The sequence below is a fragment of the Lutibacter flavus genome (assembly GCF_900188355.1).
Classification (GTDB): Bacteria; Bacteroidota; Bacteroidia; order Flavobacteriales; family Flavobacteriaceae; genus Lutibacter; species Lutibacter flavus.
The window spans coordinates 1,196,220-1,212,529 of sequence record NZ_FZNX01000001.1 but is presented as its reverse complement, the minus strand read 5'-3'; the positions used below and the strand labels follow the sequence as shown (position 1 = coordinate 1,212,529).

The following is a 16,310-nucleotide window of genomic DNA, read 5'->3' as shown; positions in this document are numbered from 1 at the left end:
TTTTTGTTTAGAATAGGTGGATTCCTGCCTACGCAGGAATGACAAATAATTTCAACCGAAAATTAATTAAACTCACTTGTAAAGTGCAATTTTACTGAAGGATATTTGCTTTGAGTCATTTGAATTGTAAACGAAGAATCAGCTAAAAACACCAATTGTCCTTGTTTGTCTTTTGCTAAAAATCGTTGTTTTACGCGCTTAAATTCTTTAAATTCTTCGTTTTTAGGATCTTGTGGCTCAACCCAACAAGCTTTGTGAACCGGTAAGTTTTCATAACTACATTTTGCTCCATATTCGTGCTCAAGTCTGTACTGAATAACTTCATATTGTAAAGCTCCAACAGTTCCAATTATTTTTCTTCCATTTAAATCGAGTGTAAATAATTGCGCAACCCCTTCATCCATTAATTGGTCTAAACCTTTATATAATTGTTTAGATTTTAATGGGTCAGCATTATTTACGTAACGGAAATGTTCAGGAGAGAAGCTAGGAATACCTTTAAAGTTTAAGTTTTCACCTTCAGTTAAGGTATCTCCAATTTTAAAATTTCCAGTATCTTGAATACCAACAATATCTCCAGGAAATGATTCGTCAACAATTTCTTTCTTTTCAGCAAAAAAAGCATTTGGACTGGAAAACTTCATTTTTTTATTTAAACGCACATGTAAATAGGGTGCATTTCGTTTAAACGTTCCAGAAACAATTTTTATAAAAGCCAATCGATTTCTATGATTTGGATCCATATTGGCATGTATTTTAAATACAAAACCAGTTAATTTTTCTTCCTTTGAATCAATTAATCGTTCTTCTGATTTTTTAGGTTGTGGAGTAGGAGCAATTTCTATAAAACAGTCTAATAATTCTTTTACTCCAAAATTATTTAATGCAGATCCAAAAAACACAGGTTGTAAATCTCCATTTAAATATTCTTCTTTGTTAAAATCAGGATAAACCTCAGTAACTAATTCTAATTCCTCTCTCAATGTTTCGGCAGCCTTACCTCCAATAATTCCGTCTAATTCAGGGGTAGAAATATCAGTAAATTCGACACCTGCAGAAACAGTTTGTTTATTATCCCCAGAAAATAGATTTATTTTTTTTCCATAGATATTGTAAATACCTTTAAAATCGTATCCCATTCCAATAGGAAAACTTAAAGGAGTAACGCGCAAACCTAATTTTTGCTCCACCTCATCCAATAAATCAAAAGCATCTTTTCCTTCACGATCCATTTTGTTGATGAAAACAATCATTGGAATTTTACGCATTCTACAAACTTCAACCAATTTTTCCGTTTGTTCTTCAACACCTTTTGCAACATCAATTACAACAATTACGCTGTCTACAGCAGTTAGTGTTCTAAAAGTATCTTCAGCAAAATCCTTATGTCCTGGAGTATCCAGAATATTTATTTTTTTGTCTTTATAAATAAAAGCCAAAACAGATGTAGCAACAGAAATACCACGTTGGCGCTCAATTTCCATAAAATCGGAAGTTGCTCCTTTCTTTATTTTATTGTTTTTTACAGCTCCAGCTTCCTGAATTGCACCACCAAACAATAATAACTTTTCAGTTAAAGTTGTTTTACCAGCATCTGGATGTGATATAATTCCAAAAGTTCTTCTGCGTTTTATTTCTTTTAAAAAACTCATCTGTTAATTTTTAAGTGGGCAAATATATGGCTAAATAGATGAATTGGCAATTGGAACTTTAAGATAAGAAGAGTTAAATTCTAATTTTTTCTAAAAGATTATTTAATTGCGTAACTTCTTCAAGCGATAAATGATTTATTCTACTGTTTAAAAGGTCATCATGATTGTTTATTTTTTTGAATAAATCAATACCACGTTGGGTAATTTGAATCTCTTTTTGTCTTCTGTCTGTTTTACATTCTTTTCTAACAACCAATTTTTTAACTAATAATCTATCAACCAACCGGCTAACGTCAGAATTTTTATCAAACATTTGTTCTTTAATACCGTTTATTGAGCAGTTTTCAGGGTATTCAACTTTTAAGATTCTTAAAACCGTAAATTGATTAAGAGGTAATTTTATTGGTTTTATAACATCTAATAAATGATATTTTAAATAATTATGAGTAAAATGTATGTTTAACCTTGCTCTAAGGAATTCATTATCTTTTGCACTTTTTAATTCATCTGGAACTTTCATAAATACTTAATTTATACAAAAATAAAAAAAAGACTGTGCAATTTTCAACTAGTTATAGTTTATTTTACACAATCTATTTAATAAAAAAGAACATTAATTAATTGCTCCAGAAGAACAATTTAACTTAAAATATAGCTAATTGTAATAACATATATTTTCAATGCAAAAATAAGTTTAAACATTAGATGTTACAACATATAAATTGTTAATGTTTTCTAAATATTATGTTAAACTACGTAAGTATATGATAATAAGCGATATATAAAATTTTAATTTTATTTTATTCTCTATGTTTAAAATTGTAAATTTGTGTTTTATAAAAATATGATAGAAGAACAAGTAATTTTAGTGAATGAGAAAGATGAACAAATTGGGTTAATGCCAAAAATGGAAGCACATGAAAAAGCTGTTTTACATAGAGCATTTTCTGTATTTGTTTTTAATAATAAAAACCAATTAATGTTGCAACAACGTGCAGCTGATAAATACCATTCACCTTTATTATGGACAAATACCTGTTGTAGTCATCAACGGAATGGAGAAACAAATATTGAAGCTGGTAAAAGACGTTTGCAAGAAGAAATGGGTTTTGTTTGTGAGTTGGAAGAAAAAACTTCATTTATTTATAAAGCTCCTTTTGATAATGGATTGACCGAACATGAATTAGACCATATTATGGTTGGTTATTATAATGGTAAGCCTAAAATAAATAGGGAAGAGGTAGAAAGTTATAAATTTATGACTGTTGAAGAGGTTAAAGAAGATATTGATTTAAAACCTGAGATTTATACAGAGTGGTTTAAAATAATTTTTGAAAAATTTTACGATTTTATAAAGCAATAAAAATGAAAGTAACCGTAAATAGAAAAGCACATTTTAACGCAGCACATAGATTATACAATGCTGATTGGACCGATGCCCGTAACGCTAATGTGTTTGGAAAATGTGCAAATCCTAATTATCACGGTCATAATTATGAATTAATTGTATCTGTAAAAGGTGAAATACATCCGGAGACTGGATTTGTAATGGATATGAAAATTTTAAAATCTCTTATTGAAACTGAAATTGAAGACCAATTTGACCATAAAAATTTAAATGAAGAAGTTCCTGAGTTTAAAACTTTAAACCCAACTGCAGAGAATATTTCAGTTATTATTTGGAATAAATTACGATCTAAAATCGAAAATAATTTAGAATTGACAATTACACTTTATGAAACGCCAAGAAACTTCGTAACTTATTCCGGAGATTAATTTTTGATGAAAAACGTATAGAAATCGCCTAATTTTTAGGGATTTTACAGGTATTTAATCCAAATATTTTGTAAAGCGGACAAAAATTTAGTAAACTGGTTAATAGTAAAATTATACCAACCGCCATTAAAACAATAGCAACTGTACCATCAATTACTTTTGTGTAATACAAAGCAGCAATTACAACAGCAATTAATAATCTTATCAATTTATCTGAGTTTCCCATGTTTTTTTTCATTGTCAAAAAATTTTTAATTAATGTGGTTTAAATTTAAGGTATAATTTAAGATAAATATAATAGAATGTTAATTCAGTTAGTCTTTTTTCTGTTTATTTAGTTCATCCTGTAGTTTTCGCATTACTTTTTGCTCTCTTTCTAATGCTTTTTTTCTATGATCTTCATATTCTTCTTCAACTTCCTTTAAATCATTTTTAGTTTGTTTAGTAATACTATTACTTTGTTTAAATTTAGAAATAAAGAATATTAAAATTAAAGCTAATGCACCAATTATAGATAACATTATTGTTTTAAATAATCCCTTTTCAAATTGAATTCCTAAAAACGAAATACTTTCAATTTGGCTATTTAATGTACTTATCTCCGTTTTTGTTGAACTCAGTGCTGTTTTTAAACTATCAATTTTATTTTTTTGAGAGTTTATAATATTAGAAGAACTCAAAATCTCTTTTTTCGAAACACTTAAAGAATCATTTACGTTAGTTTTAAGTTGTTGCAGCCAATTTAACTTAACAACCTTGTAATCTTGGTATTTGTTAGAATTGTTAATTAAATTGTCAAATTGATCTTTTATAGATCCTGAATCATCAAATTGTTTGTTAGTTTGACTAAATAAATTAATTGAGATAAATAAGATAATTAATAGTGAAAATGTACTTTTTTTCATTTGATTTTTAATTTGATTTTATTTTAGGGGCTAAAATTACTTGTTATTTATGTAATAAACTTCTAATTCGTTCAAATATTGTTGTTTCTTATCTTCATTTAGTAATGAATACTTAAAAGAGTTTTGAGCTAACAGGTATAAGTCTGATTTACTAAGGTTTAGAGCTTTTTGGATTTCTATATAATTTCTATTTACCTGTCCCCCAAAATAAGCTGGATCATCCGAGTTTATGGTTGCTTTTAAACCTAAATCAAGCATCTTTTTTAATGGATGGTTTTTTAAATCATCAACAACATGCAAAGAAGTATTAGAAAGTGGGCAAATAGTTAAGGCCATATCGCGTTTCACTATTTCTTTTATTAAAGATTCATCTTGCAAACAATTGTTTCCGTGATCAATTCTTTTAATTCCTAAAATATCAATTGCCTCCCAAACATATGCTGCCGGACCTTCTTCACCTGCGTGTGCTACCGGAATATACCCTTCATTTACAGAAGCTTCAAAAACATTTTTAAATTTTGATGGAGGGTTTCCTTGTTCGGAGGAATCTAAGCCTACTGCAGTTATTTTATTTTTAAACGGTATCGATTCTTTTAATGTTTTAAATGCATCTTCTTCGCTTAAATGACGTAAGTAACTCATTATTAATAAAGAAGTTACACCTATATTTTCTTCAGCAGCTTCACAAGCTTTTGTTATTCCATCAATTACTGTTTTAAAAGAAACTCCTCTTTTAGTATGTGTTTGAGGGTCAAACATAATTTCGGTATGTCGAACATTTTGTGCTGCGCATTTTTCTAAATAACTATAGGTTAAATCGTAAAAATCTTGCTCTTTAATTAACACATTAGCACTTTGGTAATAGATATCAAGAAAATCTTGTAAACAATTAAAATTATAAGCTTTTTCAATTTCTTCAATAGAATTAAAAGGGATTTCTATTTTATTCCTTTCAGCAATTTTAAACATTAAACTAGGCTCAAAGGATCCTTCGATATGTAAATGTAATTCTGCTTTAGGTAAATTCTCAATAAATAACTTCATTTTACGAAAATACGTATTTCATTATTTTTATTTGATATTTGTTGAAAATTTAAAAATGAAAAAAATAATTTTTATAATTGCCATTATTATATTAGCATTAATCCTTATTTCAAAAAATAATAATTCAGCCATGAAGAAAATTGAAGTTGGAAATACTGTTCCTGCATTTACCTTAATAGATCAAAACGGAAATTTATTTACTGTAAATGATGAAATAAATCAACCAATGGTTATCTATTTTTACCCGAAAGAGGATACTCCAGGATGTGTAAAAGAGGCTTGTAAATTTAGGGATGATTTTGAAAAATTTACCGATTTAGGTTCTTTAGTAATAGGAATTAGTGGTGATAATGTTGCATCGCATAAAAAGTTTGAAGAGAAATATAATTTGCCTTTTATTTTATTAGCTGATACAGAAAATAAAGTTCGAAAACTTTTTGGAGTGCCAAATAGTTTAATTTTTTTACCGGGTAGAGTAACTTATATTGTTGATAAAAATGGAATTGTTCAATATATATTTAATAGTCAGTTTGGGGCCGAAAAGCATATCAAAAATGCCTTGAAAAAACTAAAAGAAATTTAGGGTTAACATTATTTATAAATAATGTTAACCCTAAATTTCTTCTTTAGTAGTTTATAAAGAAACTTCTAATATTTTTGCTGAATCTCCTTTTAATCTAATAGTATCAATTGAAGCAGGTATTAAAATAGTTTCCCCTTTTTTTAATGAATATATTGTATTTTCACATTCTAAATCAAATTCACCGTCAACACAAATATAAATAACAAAAGAATCGAGTTTGGAATAATCTTTTTCAATTTCGCCTGCTAAAAAAATGATATTTGTTTTAAAATAAGGAGAATGGACTAAAGTGTTTGAAACATTTTTCTCTTTTAAGTATTCTGTTTTATAATTATCATGTACCTTATAATCAATAACATCAATTGCTAAATCATTATGTAATTCTCTTTGTTCTCCAGTTTTACTATCAACTCTATCATAATCGTAGATTCGATAAGTAATATCAGAGGTTTGCTGAATTTCGGCTAATAGAACTCCAGAACCAATCGCATGAACTCTTCCAGTAGGAATATAAAAAGTATCTCCTTCTTTTACTTTTTCAACATTTAAAATAGAGGTAATAGTTGAATTTTTAAGATGTTTTTTATAAGTTTCTTTTGAAACTTTTCCTTTAAAACCAGCAATTAGCTCAGCTCCTTCGTCTGATTGCATAATATACCACATTTCATTTTTTCCAAATGAATCATGTCGTTCTTTTGCCAATTCATCACTAGGATGAACCTGAATTGATAACGGTGTTTTAGCATCAATAAATTTAATAAGTAATGGAAATTCATCACCGTAAGTTTCATAAACATGCTTTCCAACAAAATCTCCTTTAAATTTTTGAATCAATTGTTTTAAAGTGAAACCTTCAAGATCTCCGTTTATAACTTTAGTTTCATCTCCTTTAACATCAGAGATTTCCCAAGATTCACCAATGTTTTGGTCGTTATAATTTTTATTTAAAACAGTTTTTAATTTTTCACCACCCCAAATACGATATTTATAAAGTGGCTCAAATTTTAAAGGATATAAGTTCATTTTTTTTGTATAGAAAAATTGATAATAATAATTGTAAAATAAATTTTAGAAGACAAAAATAAATGAATAAATATGTAAAATTCAATGATATTTATGCAATCATTGATATTTTAAATAAAAAAGTAGTTATTATAAAGTTAATGCTACTCCCCAAAGGTTTTAGGGCCTTGCATATTTTCATCCATTTCTCTTTTTAAATCAACAGCTTGAATATAAGTAGATATTTTACTTCTTACAAAATACAAAATTAACAGTACAACTACAGCAATTGGTACCGTGTAAATAAATTCAACATTATCAACAACTTCTTCACTATCATTAATTATTGATACTGTTTGAAAAATATAAACTGATATTGGTATAATCAGCGCGTGAACCCACCAATGTTTATTGGTTAAAAACCAAATGAAAAGAAAAAATAAAGGTGCTAATTTTGAGAATAATATATAAATGTAAGTTTGAGCATATGTATATTGTCCACCTTTTATAGTACCGAAGAATGTGCTGTAATTTTCAATATTCTCATCTATAAATGCATGAATATAAAGTAAATATGGTATAAAAATGATCATTACAATAATGATACTTCCTATAAGTAATGAGGATTTTTTTGTATTCTTAATCATTGATCGGGGTATTTAATCAATAAATATATAACTATAAATTAATATTTCAAATTAAAACAACAGAAAACCACAAAAAAATAAATTCTTTGTGGTGTCAAATTTTTAAATAAAAAATAAGTGTTATATGTTGTTAAAAACTTATTTATCCGTTTCTAGGAACAACAATTCTGTCTTTTCTAATAGCTTGATCGTCTGAAGAAGTGATAGTTAAAACTGTTACTGCAACAAAAGCAGATACCATAAGCAATCCGAAAATTAATTTTAATTTTTTCATTATTTGTAAGAATTAAATGATTAGTAAGAACCTCAAATTTAGAAAAAACTTACGTTTAATCAAAAAATGTCCTGCTTTATTTTTAACTATTTTTAAAAATAAAGAAAATTTAAACTTTTAATCATCTCTATTACAGTTATTTAATTTGTAATTTGAGTTGAAAACGTTTCAAAATTTTAATAAATAAAACTTCTATTTTGGAGATAATTAAAAGCAAAACTGACTTATTTATCAATAAAATTGGGTATTCTACTGTCAAAATCAGTGAATTACAAATTCTCTCCGTAAAAATTTGCAATTATAGGGACGCTCTTACAAAACAAAGGTATAATAAATATTAATGTTTACCAAGTATTTATAAAAATATGCATTTTATGTGTTAAATCGTGTATTTTGTTTATTTTTCTAAGAGTAGAAGGTTGCTTTTTTACCTCTTGAAAATCCAATAAGGCAAATTCCAAATTCTTTTGCAAAATCTACAGCCAAAGTTGAACAAGCTGAAATAGCAATTACATAAGGTATTTTAGCAATAAAAGCTTTAGAGATTATTTCATAAGAAACACGGCCGCTCACTAATAAACAATTTGCATTTTTAATAGATTGGTTAATTAGAAGTTCTCCAATAACTTTATCAACTGCATTATGTCTGCCAATATCTTCTTTAACATTTATTAATTCGTAAGAAGAATTGAAAAGTGCGGCTGCATGTGATCCTCCGGATAATTCAAAAGTTTCTTGTTGTAGTTTCATTTCCGAAAACATTGTTTCAATTTTATGAGAGTCAAAATTAAAAGTAGTTACTAATTTTTTTCCTTCGACCGAAATATCTTCTAGTTTTTGCTTTCCACAAATTCCACAGGAAGAAACCGAAAGTAATGTGCGTTTGTTTAAATAACCTTTACCTAAAAGTACTTTTGAAATTTTAGTATTAATTATTGAAAATCCATTTTCACGTTTTTCTATTATTTCAAACTCCAAATTTTCTTTGTTTTTATAAATGTCTTCAGCATAAAATAAACCACGAATTAATTCAAAATCATCTCCAGGAGTTCTCATTACAACCGTATATGGTTTGCTATTAATGTTAATTTGTAGAGCAGCTTCAACAACTAAAGCATCTTTAACTTTTTTTGAGTCACCATTATTTAGTTGTAATCCTTCGTAAATTAATGTTTGCATATATTTTTGTTAAACACGTTCAAAATCAACTGCTACTACTTTGTATTCCGGAGTCATAGTTTCTTTGTCTCCAACGCTTCCTGTAATAATATTGATAAATACTTCAGGTTGATGGAAAGTAGTTCTTAAAACGCCTCTTTTAACGTTTTTAGAGTATTTTATTGGAATGTTGACACTTCCTCTATCAGAAAAAATTCGAACCATCTCATTGTCTTCAATTCCTTTCGCCTTTGCATCTCTTGGATGAACTTCTAAAATATCTTTTGATAAAATAATTTGGTTGTCGGTTCTTCTTGTCATTGTTCCAGAATTGTAATGTTCTAGTTCTCTTCCTGTTGTTAAAATAAATGGATATTTATTACCATGTGAAACAATTTCTGGAGATTCTTCAAAATCAAAATGATGAAAAGTTCCTGTTCCTTTTTTGAAATGTCCATCAATATGAAGCATTGGTGTATCAGTACCATCTTCTTTTATAGGCCATTGCAATCCATTTTCACCTAAGCGTTCCCAGGTTAAACCTTTCATAAAGGGAATAACATCTGCAATTTCTTCAATTATTTTAGCAGCATCATAAGTTGAACCTGTTGGTTGATTATAGCCCAAACGGCTCATAACATCAATAATAATTTGTCCGTCTGGTTTAGTATTTCCAATAGGTTCAATAACTTTATTTACGCGTTGAACTCTTCGCTCTCCATTTGTAAATGTTCCATTTTTTTCAAAATAGGAAGAAGCAGGTAAAACCACATCAGCCATTTTAGTGGTTGCAGTCATAAATAATTCTTGTACTACAATTAATTCTAAATTTTCAAAAGCTTTGATGCTATGGTTCGTGTTTGGATCTGTCATAATGGTATCTTCCCCCATAATATACAGCGCCTTTAATTTTCCATCAATAGCGGCATCTAACATTTCAGGAATTTTTAAACCTTCGTGTTCTGGCATTTTTAGAACCCCATATTTTTTTGCATAATATTTTTGAACTTCAGGTTTGTTAATATCCATATAACCAGCTCCTTGATGTGGTTGTACTCCCATATCTGCTGCTCCTTGCACGTTATTTTGTCCACGTAAAGGATTTAAACCAACTCCATTTCTACCAACATTACCAGTCATCATTGCCAAATTAGACAATAACATTACGGTTTTACTTCCTTGATAGTGTTCTGTAACACCTAACCCGTGAAATTCCATAGCACTGTTGGCTTTTGCATAAGCAATGGCAGCTTTTTTTACCAATTCTTTAGAAACACCTGTAAGTGTTTCTAATTCACTCATATTAAGATTTTCAACATGTTTTTTAAACGCTTCATATTTTTCAGTATAAGAATCTATAAAATGCTGATTTACTAAATTTTCTTTAATAATATAATGCGCCATCATATTTAAAATTGCCACATTAGTTCCTGGTCTAATTTGTAAATGATAATCCGCCAATTCTGCTAAAGAAGTTTTGATAGGATCTACCACAATTGAGGTAATCCCTTTCATAAAAGCCTGTTTTATTTTAGCGCCAGTTACCGGATGACCTTTCACAGGATTAGCACCAAACAAGAATATAGCATCGGTTTGTTTTAAATCTTCTATTGAATTTGTTGCTGCTCCTGTACCAAATGATTGTTGCATTCCAAAAGCGGTAGGAGCGTGGCAAACACGCGCACAACCATCAATATTGTTAGTTCCAATAGCAACCCGTATCATTTTTTGCATTAAATAATTTTCCTCGTTAGTGGCTCTTGATGAAGAAAATCCACCGATGGAATCAGGTCCATATTTCGTTTTGATGTCAATTATTTTTTTTGCAATAAAATCATAAGCTTCATCCCAAGTAGCTATTTCAAATTTGCCATTCTTTTTAATCATTGGCTCGTGAAGTCTATCTGGATGGTCGTAAAATTGAAATGCAAAACGACCTTTTAAACAGGTGTGCCCTTGATTTACTTCAGCAGTCTCTGGCGCTTGAATTCCTCTAATTTTTCCATCAATTACTGAAACATCTAACTGACAACCAACGCCACAATAAGTGCAAGTAGTTCTCACTGTTTTATCTGCAATTAAAGTTTTGGTTTCAAATTTATCGGTTAAGGCTTCCGTTGGACACGTTTGCACACAAGCACCGCAAGAAACACAGGCAGATTCATCAAATGAAGTATCAAAACCTTTAATAATATTGGTTGCAAATCCACGCCCCGACATTCCTAAAATCATTTCACCCTGAATTTCTTCACAAGCTCTTACGCATCTATAACAATTGATGCATTGTGATAAATCCGATTTTATGTAAGGATGTGCTCTGTCTGGCTGAATATCAAAATGATTAGCGCCTTTGGGATAACGAATGTCTGGAATCCCAATTTGTGCAATAGTTTCTTGAAAAGGAGTTGCTTTTTTGTCTTTTGAAGGAAATATTTTATCCGCTGGATAATCTGTTAACACCAATTCAACAATATTTTTACGCAAGCGTTTTATTCTTTCAGTATTTGGATAAATATAAAATCCTTCAGAAATAGGAGTGTGGCAAGATGCCATTGTTTTTGTTTTTCCATCTTTTTCACGAGCAACTTCCACAGAACAAATTCTACAAGATCCAAAATTTTCCAAACGATCATCTTGGCACATAGTTGGAATGGCTTCCTTATTTTTTTCAATTCTTCGAACAAATTCTAAGATGGTTTCACCTTGAATAATATCATATGCTATGTTGTTGATATATGCCTTCATATTGATTTTAGTTAGAAGTAAAATAGTGTTTTAGTTCTTCTTCAAAATATTGCAATGCATTTTTTATAGGCAATGGAACTCCACCACCTAAAGCGCAAAGCGACCCAATTTCAAGGGTTTCTAATAAGTCATCAAATAATTGTCTGTCAATTTTATAGCTTGAGGTTTGAGCTTTTTGAAGCATTTCCATTCCTCTAAACGATCCAATTCTGCAAGGGTAACATTTTCCACAAGATTCATCAGAGGTAAATTCCATTAAATGTTCTAAAAATTTCACCATTGGAAAATCAGTTGGAATAGAAACCACACTTGCGTGCCCTAATAAAAACCCATTGGAATTTAAAGATTCAAAATCCAACGTTAAATCTGCTATTTTATGCATTGGTACAATTCCGCCTAAAGGTCCACCAATTTGAAATCCTTTTATTTTAGATTTAAATCCGCCTCCAAATTCGCTAAAAATAGTGTGTAAATCTGTTCCCATTTCAATTTCATACATTCCGGGTTTGTTGAAAAAACTATCTAACGATACTAATTTAGTTCCTGTTGACTGTTTGGTTCCAAGTTTTGCAAAAGCTTCCCCGCCGTTTTCTAAAATCCAATGAATATTTGCAAACGTTTCAACATTACTTAAAACCGTTGGTTTGCCATACAAACCATATTGTGCAGGATAAGGTGGCCGAACTCTAACTTCAGGACGTAAGCCTTCAATAGAGTTTAAAAGTGCTGTTTCTTCACCACAAACATAAGAACCTTGTCCTCTAATTATTTTGAATTTAAAATCGCCAATTAAGTTTTTTTCTTTCAATTCATTTATGGCTTCTCCAACAATTTTAATCGAATCTGGATATTCACCTCTAATATATAAAACCCCGGTATTTGCACTAACAGTTAACCCGGAAAGATACATTCCAAACAATACTTTATGAGCTTGGTGCTCCATTAAATACATATCCGAATATGCGCCAGGATCACCTTCGTCTGCATTACAAACTATATATTTTTTAGGATTTGACTCTTTAATTACGGCATCTAATTTGAACCAAAAAGGAAATCCAGCACCACCACGACCTCTTAAATTTGAGGTTTTTAGCTCTTGAATAACTTGCTGCGGTTTCTCTTTGAATTTTTCGGCTAATGAATAAAAATTGGAAATATTTTCAATTTTAGAAGTTAATATTGGTGTTGTGTTGCACCCAATATTATAGTTATTTTCTTGGTGTTTTTTATCGGATATTATACTTGAAAGTTCTTTCTCATTTGTTGCCGAATAAGTCTTGCTATCAAACATAAATGCATTGCTAGAATGGCAACGGCCCACACAGGCAGCGTGACCTATTTCACTTTTATCAAAATAATTTTCAATATTTTTTTTAAGTTTACTTTGAGTATTTGCCATCATACAAGCAGTTCCACTGCATACATGAATTTTTTTGTTTCGATTTTCTTCACGTGTAAAATCATAAAATGAGGCTGCGCCAACAACAACTGAATCATCAATCATAAAACGTTTTGCCAGTTCTTGAAAATCTTCCTTTGAAACATTTTTTTGAGATAAACCTGCTATATTTTCGAATAAATTATCATTTAATTCTTTTCTTGAAGATAATGCACGTATGTTTTTATTAGCCATATCGATAAAGTCTGATTAGCTAAAAATAGTAAAATTAAATGAGGTTTTTGTTTAAACCTTTTCACAAATTAAAACGATATGTTCACTATTACAGTTAGTTGTGAAAAATAGATACTGATTTCCGCCATCTTTTAAACCTGTTTTTTTTCGAATTTGAGCAACAGTTTCTGGAAAGTTTCTGGTTGTAATATTTGCTTTTTTTGAAGGGATTAATTTCTTAAGCTGTTTTTTATCGTAGGAAATACAATTCTTTATCTCAAAACTTCTTCCGGGAAAATCAATTACATTTTGTGAAGTGTATAAATGAGATTGTGAGTGGAGTTTGTCAATTTTAAGTTGTTCCGAAATTTGATTGAATCCTCCAGATTTTAAAATAGCTGCATTTGGTTCGAACAAATATTTTTTAGGTTCAGAAAACGTTGCTTGACTTTCTTCATTAAAAGTGAAATTAAAATTATGTATTTCTTTTTTATTGAAGTTAGTTGTCTTAATTTTAATTTGTTGAGTGTAGTTTTTTTGTAGTAAAAACAATAATTCTTTTACTTCATTTTCAACAGCTACAATATGTATTTCTTTTACAAAATTTAATTCATTAATGGCACTGGTGATATCTAAAATGGGAGAAACCTTAATTAATAAATGATCCGATTTTTCAAATAAAACAGCTAAGTTTTCAGGAATATTAGGCAAACAATCTTTTAATAAAAACACTTTTCCTTTTGCATCATTTCTTCGTGATGGATCTGTAAAAATCCAATCGAATTTTTCATTTGAATTTTTCAAAAACTCGATTCCATCATCAATTTGAGTTTTTATATTTTCAGCATTTAACTGTTCGTAATTATGAGAAACAATTTCAGATAATTCCTTATTAATTTCACAATGTGTTACCTCTTTAATTTTTTGTGAAAAATAATAGGCATCCACTCCAAAACCACCTGTAATATCTATTAATGAGTTCCCTGAAACTAAATTAGCTTTATATTTTGCTGTAGTTTCAGAAGAAGTTTGCTCTATGTTTAATTTATTTGGATAATAGATGTTTTCTGCTGAAAACCAGGTTGGGAGTTTGCGTTCACATTTGTTTTTTGTTATAATTTGTTCCGCAATTTCCTGTATGGAAACATTAACAAACGGACTGCCTTTTAAAACGAGTTTTGTGATATCCGATTTTAAATTAGAATTAATAAATTCTTGAATTTTTTTATTTAAAATATTGCTATTCAAACTATTGATTACTTAATTCTATAAGTTTTGTAATTGTTCTCCAGTTTCTTGTGGTAGCTGCAGAATTTAACTTTTTTTGAAAAAGATTATTGGTTAGCTTAGTTTTAGCCTGACCATTTGGACAATGTAAATACACGCTGTTTTTATGAATAATAAATTCGTCATCACTATTTATAACGAGTGTTTCAATTTGATGTTTTTTGCTCAAATCTGGTTCATTATTTAATAAAGTAAGGTGTAATTTTGAAATATCCATAGCTGAATCCTTTGCAAGAAATGGATTTGAATTAAATATAGTTGTCAATTCATTTTTTGTTAACACTAAAACATTAACGTCATATTCAAAATGCTTCGAAATAGCAGCAACTATTGTGTCTTCAAGAAGCTGTTGTTCCTTAATACTAGACTTAAAAAGTACATTTCCACTTTGTATATATGTAATTACATCATAATAACCTAAGTTTATAAACAGTTGTTTCAATTCAACCATTTTAATAATATTTTTCCCAGATACATTTATGCCTCGTAACAGCGCAATATAAGTTGTCATTTATTATAAGTTTTTGGTAAGTGATTTTACAATTTTGTTATCCGCTAAAAAGGCTTTCAAAATCACTTTAATTGCTGTGTAAGTTGGTATGGCCACAATCATTCCTGAAACTCCAAATAAAACACCGGCAATCATAATAACCAGAAAAATTTCTAAAGGATGTGATTTTACACTATTTGAAAAGATAAGCGGCTGACTTAAAAAATTGTCAATTAATTGTGCAAAAACATAACCAATCATCACATAAATTGTGGTTGGTAAAATTACGGTTTGAAAATCTTGACCAAGATTACTACTCATTGATAAAAACAACATGATTAATCCGCCAATTAATGGTCCAATATATGGAATTAGGTTTAAGAGTGCACATAAAAATGCGATTACAATTGCATTTTCAATTCCAAAAATCAGCAGTGTAATTGTGTAAATTACAAAGAGAATAGTAATTTGAAAAACCAAACCTATAAAGTATCTTGAAAGTAAATGGTTGATAGTTGACAGTGATTTTTTAAGTTTATTTTCATTTTTATCACTTACCAAAACATAAATGGAATTTTCCATAATATGCGTGTCTTTCATTAAAAAAAAAGTGATGAAAAGTACTGAAAATAATGCAATACTAAGGTTACCAAGAGTACCAATTACAGAGTTTAAAAGATTTGGAATGGCTGTTAAATTTTTAAATAAATCAGCATTTTTTAATTCGTTTAAAACATCAATATTATGGGCTAAAAAGTAATCGTTAATTTGATTTAACAAATGTTCAATATTAGTTTGAAGCTGATCAATATTTAGTAGCGATAAGTTTTCACCTTGTTCAATTATTAAAGGAATAAACATACTTATCAATCCAGAAAATATTCCCAGAAACAATAACATTGTTGAAATTACTGCTAAAGTATTTGGGAATTTTAACCTCCCTTTTAGAAATTTAATAATTGGACTTCCAATTAAAGATATTACAGCTGCAATTGCAATATAAATTAGAATAGATTGAATTTTAAATAAAAAAAAGAGCAATAAAAATACACCAATAAGTATGGCAATAGCTTTTAAAATTCCGTTTGTAATTGTGTTTGAAGTCATTTTTATTTTTTCTAGTTATAAAGGTATG

17 protein-coding genes are annotated in these 16,310 nt (G+C 29.0%); 3 read left to right on the top strand and 14 right to left on the bottom strand.

Translation table 11 applies throughout. The features are described 5' to 3' along the window. Positions 1-62: 62 nt before the first annotated feature. Both CHB63_RS05350 and CHB63_RS05345 read right to left on the bottom strand, forming a co-directional pair. Positions 63-1,652 carry a peptide chain release factor 3 gene (locus CHB63_RS05350; protein WP_089377368.1) on the bottom strand — a complete coding sequence of 530 codons (1,590 nt, stop codon included), beginning with the start codon at positions 1,650-1,652 and terminating at the stop codon, positions 63-65. 73 nt (positions 1,653-1,725) lie between these two features. Further along, positions 1,726-2,172 (bottom strand): MarR family winged helix-turn-helix transcriptional regulator, encoded by a 447-nt coding sequence (locus tag CHB63_RS05345; RefSeq protein WP_089377367.1) that lies wholly within the window; start codon positions 2,170-2,172, stop codon positions 1,726-1,728. 324 nt (positions 2,173-2,496) lie between these two features. Between CHB63_RS05345 and idi the strand changes: the two genes are divergently transcribed. Together idi and CHB63_RS05335 are read left to right on the top strand one after the other, a co-directional pair. Further along, on the top strand, positions 2,497-3,015 hold the full coding sequence (gene idi, locus CHB63_RS05340) for an isopentenyl-diphosphate Delta-isomerase (protein ID WP_089377366.1): 519 nt from the start codon (positions 2,497-2,499) through the stop codon (positions 3,013-3,015). A 2-nt stretch (positions 3,016-3,017) separates the two neighbouring features. Further along, a complete protein-coding gene (locus CHB63_RS05335) occupies positions 3,018-3,428 on the top strand; it encodes a 6-pyruvoyl trahydropterin synthase family protein (protein WP_089377365.1) in 411 nt (136 codons plus the stop codon). A gap of 28 nt (positions 3,429-3,456) precedes the next feature. On the opposite strand, the gene CHB63_RS05330 is transcribed toward CHB63_RS05335, so the two are convergent. From CHB63_RS05330 to CHB63_RS05320, 3 genes are all read right to left on the bottom strand, one after another. Further along, positions 3,457-3,666, bottom strand: coding sequence for a YgaP family membrane protein (locus tag CHB63_RS05330; RefSeq protein WP_089377364.1), 210 nt, complete (start codon positions 3,664-3,666; stop codon positions 3,457-3,459). Positions 3,667-3,742: 76 nt separating this feature from the next. Then, positions 3,743-4,333: a coiled-coil domain-containing protein gene (locus CHB63_RS05325; protein ID WP_089377363.1), complete on the bottom strand. Its 591-nt coding sequence runs from the start codon at positions 4,331-4,333 to the stop codon at positions 3,743-3,745. 36 nt (positions 4,334-4,369) lie between these two features. Then, complete coding sequence (locus tag CHB63_RS05320; RefSeq protein ID WP_089377362.1) at positions 4,370-5,377, bottom strand: adenosine deaminase; 1,008 nt, start codon at positions 5,375-5,377, stop codon at positions 4,370-4,372. A 55-nt stretch (positions 5,378-5,432) separates the two neighbouring features. On the opposite strand from CHB63_RS05320, the gene CHB63_RS05315 reads away from it, so the two are divergent. Next, positions 5,433-5,960 carry a peroxiredoxin gene (locus CHB63_RS05315; protein WP_317043589.1) on the top strand — a complete coding sequence of 176 codons (528 nt, stop codon included), beginning with the start codon at positions 5,433-5,435 and terminating at the stop codon, positions 5,958-5,960. A gap of 51 nt (positions 5,961-6,011) precedes the next feature. Here the strand turns inward: CHB63_RS05315 and CHB63_RS05310 are convergent, their stop codons facing one another. From CHB63_RS05310 to CHB63_RS05275, 9 genes are all read right to left on the bottom strand, one after another. Then, positions 6,012-6,983: a type I phosphomannose isomerase catalytic subunit gene (locus CHB63_RS05310; protein WP_089377361.1), complete on the bottom strand. Its 972-nt coding sequence runs from the start codon at positions 6,981-6,983 to the stop codon at positions 6,012-6,014. A gap of 143 nt (positions 6,984-7,126) precedes the next feature. Continuing rightward, the gene (locus CHB63_RS05305; protein WP_089377360.1) at positions 7,127-7,609 is read right to left on the bottom strand and encodes a hypothetical protein; all 483 of its coding nucleotides are present in this window, start codon (positions 7,607-7,609) and stop codon (positions 7,127-7,129) included. A 142-nt stretch (positions 7,610-7,751) separates the two neighbouring features. Next, the gene (locus CHB63_RS17405) at positions 7,752-7,883 is read right to left on the bottom strand and encodes a hypothetical protein (RefSeq protein ID WP_262494203.1); all 132 of its coding nucleotides are present in this window, start codon (positions 7,881-7,883) and stop codon (positions 7,752-7,754) included. A 405-nt stretch (positions 7,884-8,288) separates the two neighbouring features. Beyond that, positions 8,289-9,062 (bottom strand): formate dehydrogenase accessory sulfurtransferase FdhD, encoded by a 774-nt coding sequence (fdhD, locus tag CHB63_RS05300; protein WP_089377359.1) that lies wholly within the window; start codon positions 9,060-9,062, stop codon positions 8,289-8,291. Positions 9,063-9,071: 9 nt separating this feature from the next. Continuing rightward, positions 9,072-11,786, bottom strand: coding sequence for a formate dehydrogenase subunit alpha (gene fdhF / locus CHB63_RS05295; protein WP_089377358.1), 2,715 nt, complete (start codon positions 11,784-11,786; stop codon positions 9,072-9,074). A 7-nt stretch (positions 11,787-11,793) separates the two neighbouring features. Then, positions 11,794-13,419 carry an NADH-ubiquinone oxidoreductase-F iron-sulfur binding region domain-containing protein gene (locus tag CHB63_RS05290; RefSeq protein WP_089377357.1) on the bottom strand — a complete coding sequence of 542 codons (1,626 nt, stop codon included), beginning with the start codon at positions 13,417-13,419 and terminating at the stop codon, positions 11,794-11,796. A 51-nt stretch (positions 13,420-13,470) separates the two neighbouring features. After that, complete coding sequence (locus CHB63_RS05285; RefSeq protein WP_089377356.1) at positions 13,471-14,646, bottom strand: class I SAM-dependent methyltransferase; 1,176 nt, start codon at positions 14,644-14,646, stop codon at positions 13,471-13,473. A 1-nt stretch (position 14,647) separates the two neighbouring features. Then, entirely contained in the window at positions 14,648-15,196 is a 549-nt protein-coding gene (locus CHB63_RS05280) for a DUF1697 domain-containing protein (RefSeq protein WP_089377355.1), read from the bottom strand. Positions 15,197-15,199: 3 nt separating this feature from the next. After that, positions 15,200-16,282 (bottom strand): AI-2E family transporter, encoded by a 1,083-nt coding sequence (locus tag CHB63_RS05275; RefSeq protein WP_089377354.1) that lies wholly within the window; start codon positions 16,280-16,282, stop codon positions 15,200-15,202. Positions 16,283-16,310: the final 28 nt, after the last annotated feature.

Excerpts from the sequence above, each read along its gene's own strand:
- CHB63_RS05280 (WP_089377355.1), bottom strand. The coding sequence starts at position 15,196 with ATGACAACTTATATTGCGCTGTTACGAGGCATAAATGTATCTGGGAAA.
- CHB63_RS05345 (WP_089377367.1), bottom strand. The coding sequence starts at position 2,172 with ATGAAAGTTCCAGATGAATTAAAAAGTGCAAAAGATAATGAATTCCTT.
- CHB63_RS05325 (WP_089377363.1), bottom strand. The coding sequence starts at position 4,333 with ATGAAAAAAAGTACATTTTCACTATTAATTATCTTATTTATCTCAATT.
- idi (WP_089377366.1), top strand. The coding sequence starts at position 2,497 with ATGATAGAAGAACAAGTAATTTTAGTGAATGAGAAAGATGAACAAATT.
- CHB63_RS05275 (WP_089377354.1), bottom strand. The coding sequence starts at position 16,282 with ATGACTTCAAACACAATTACAAACGGAATTTTAAAAGCTATTGCCATA.
- fdhD (WP_089377359.1), bottom strand. The coding sequence starts at position 9,062 with ATGCAAACATTAATTTACGAAGGATTACAACTAAATAATGGTGACTCA.
- CHB63_RS05305 (WP_089377360.1), bottom strand. The coding sequence starts at position 7,609 with ATGATTAAGAATACAAAAAAATCCTCATTACTTATAGGAAGTATCATT.
- CHB63_RS05290 (WP_089377357.1), bottom strand. The coding sequence starts at position 13,419 with ATGGCTAATAAAAACATACGTGCATTATCTTCAAGAAAAGAATTAAAT.
- CHB63_RS05330 (WP_089377364.1), bottom strand. The coding sequence starts at position 3,666 with ATGAAAAAAAACATGGGAAACTCAGATAAATTGATAAGATTATTAATT.
- fdhF (WP_089377358.1), bottom strand. The coding sequence starts at position 11,786 with ATGAAGGCATATATCAACAACATAGCATATGATATTATTCAAGGTGAA.
- CHB63_RS05350 (WP_089377368.1), bottom strand. The coding sequence starts at position 1,652 with ATGAGTTTTTTAAAAGAAATAAAACGCAGAAGAACTTTTGGAATTATA.
- CHB63_RS05320 (WP_089377362.1), bottom strand. The coding sequence starts at position 5,377 with ATGAAGTTATTTATTGAGAATTTACCTAAAGCAGAATTACATTTACAT.
- CHB63_RS05315 (WP_317043589.1), top strand. The coding sequence starts at position 5,433 with ATGAAAAAAATAATTTTTATAATTGCCATTATTATATTAGCATTAATC.
- CHB63_RS17405 (WP_262494203.1), bottom strand. The coding sequence starts at position 7,883 with ATGAAAAAATTAAAATTAATTTTCGGATTGCTTATGGTATCTGCTTTT.
- CHB63_RS05335 (WP_089377365.1), top strand. The coding sequence starts at position 3,018 with ATGAAAGTAACCGTAAATAGAAAAGCACATTTTAACGCAGCACATAGA.
- CHB63_RS05310 (WP_089377361.1), bottom strand. The coding sequence starts at position 6,983 with ATGAACTTATATCCTTTAAAATTTGAGCCACTTTATAAATATCGTATT.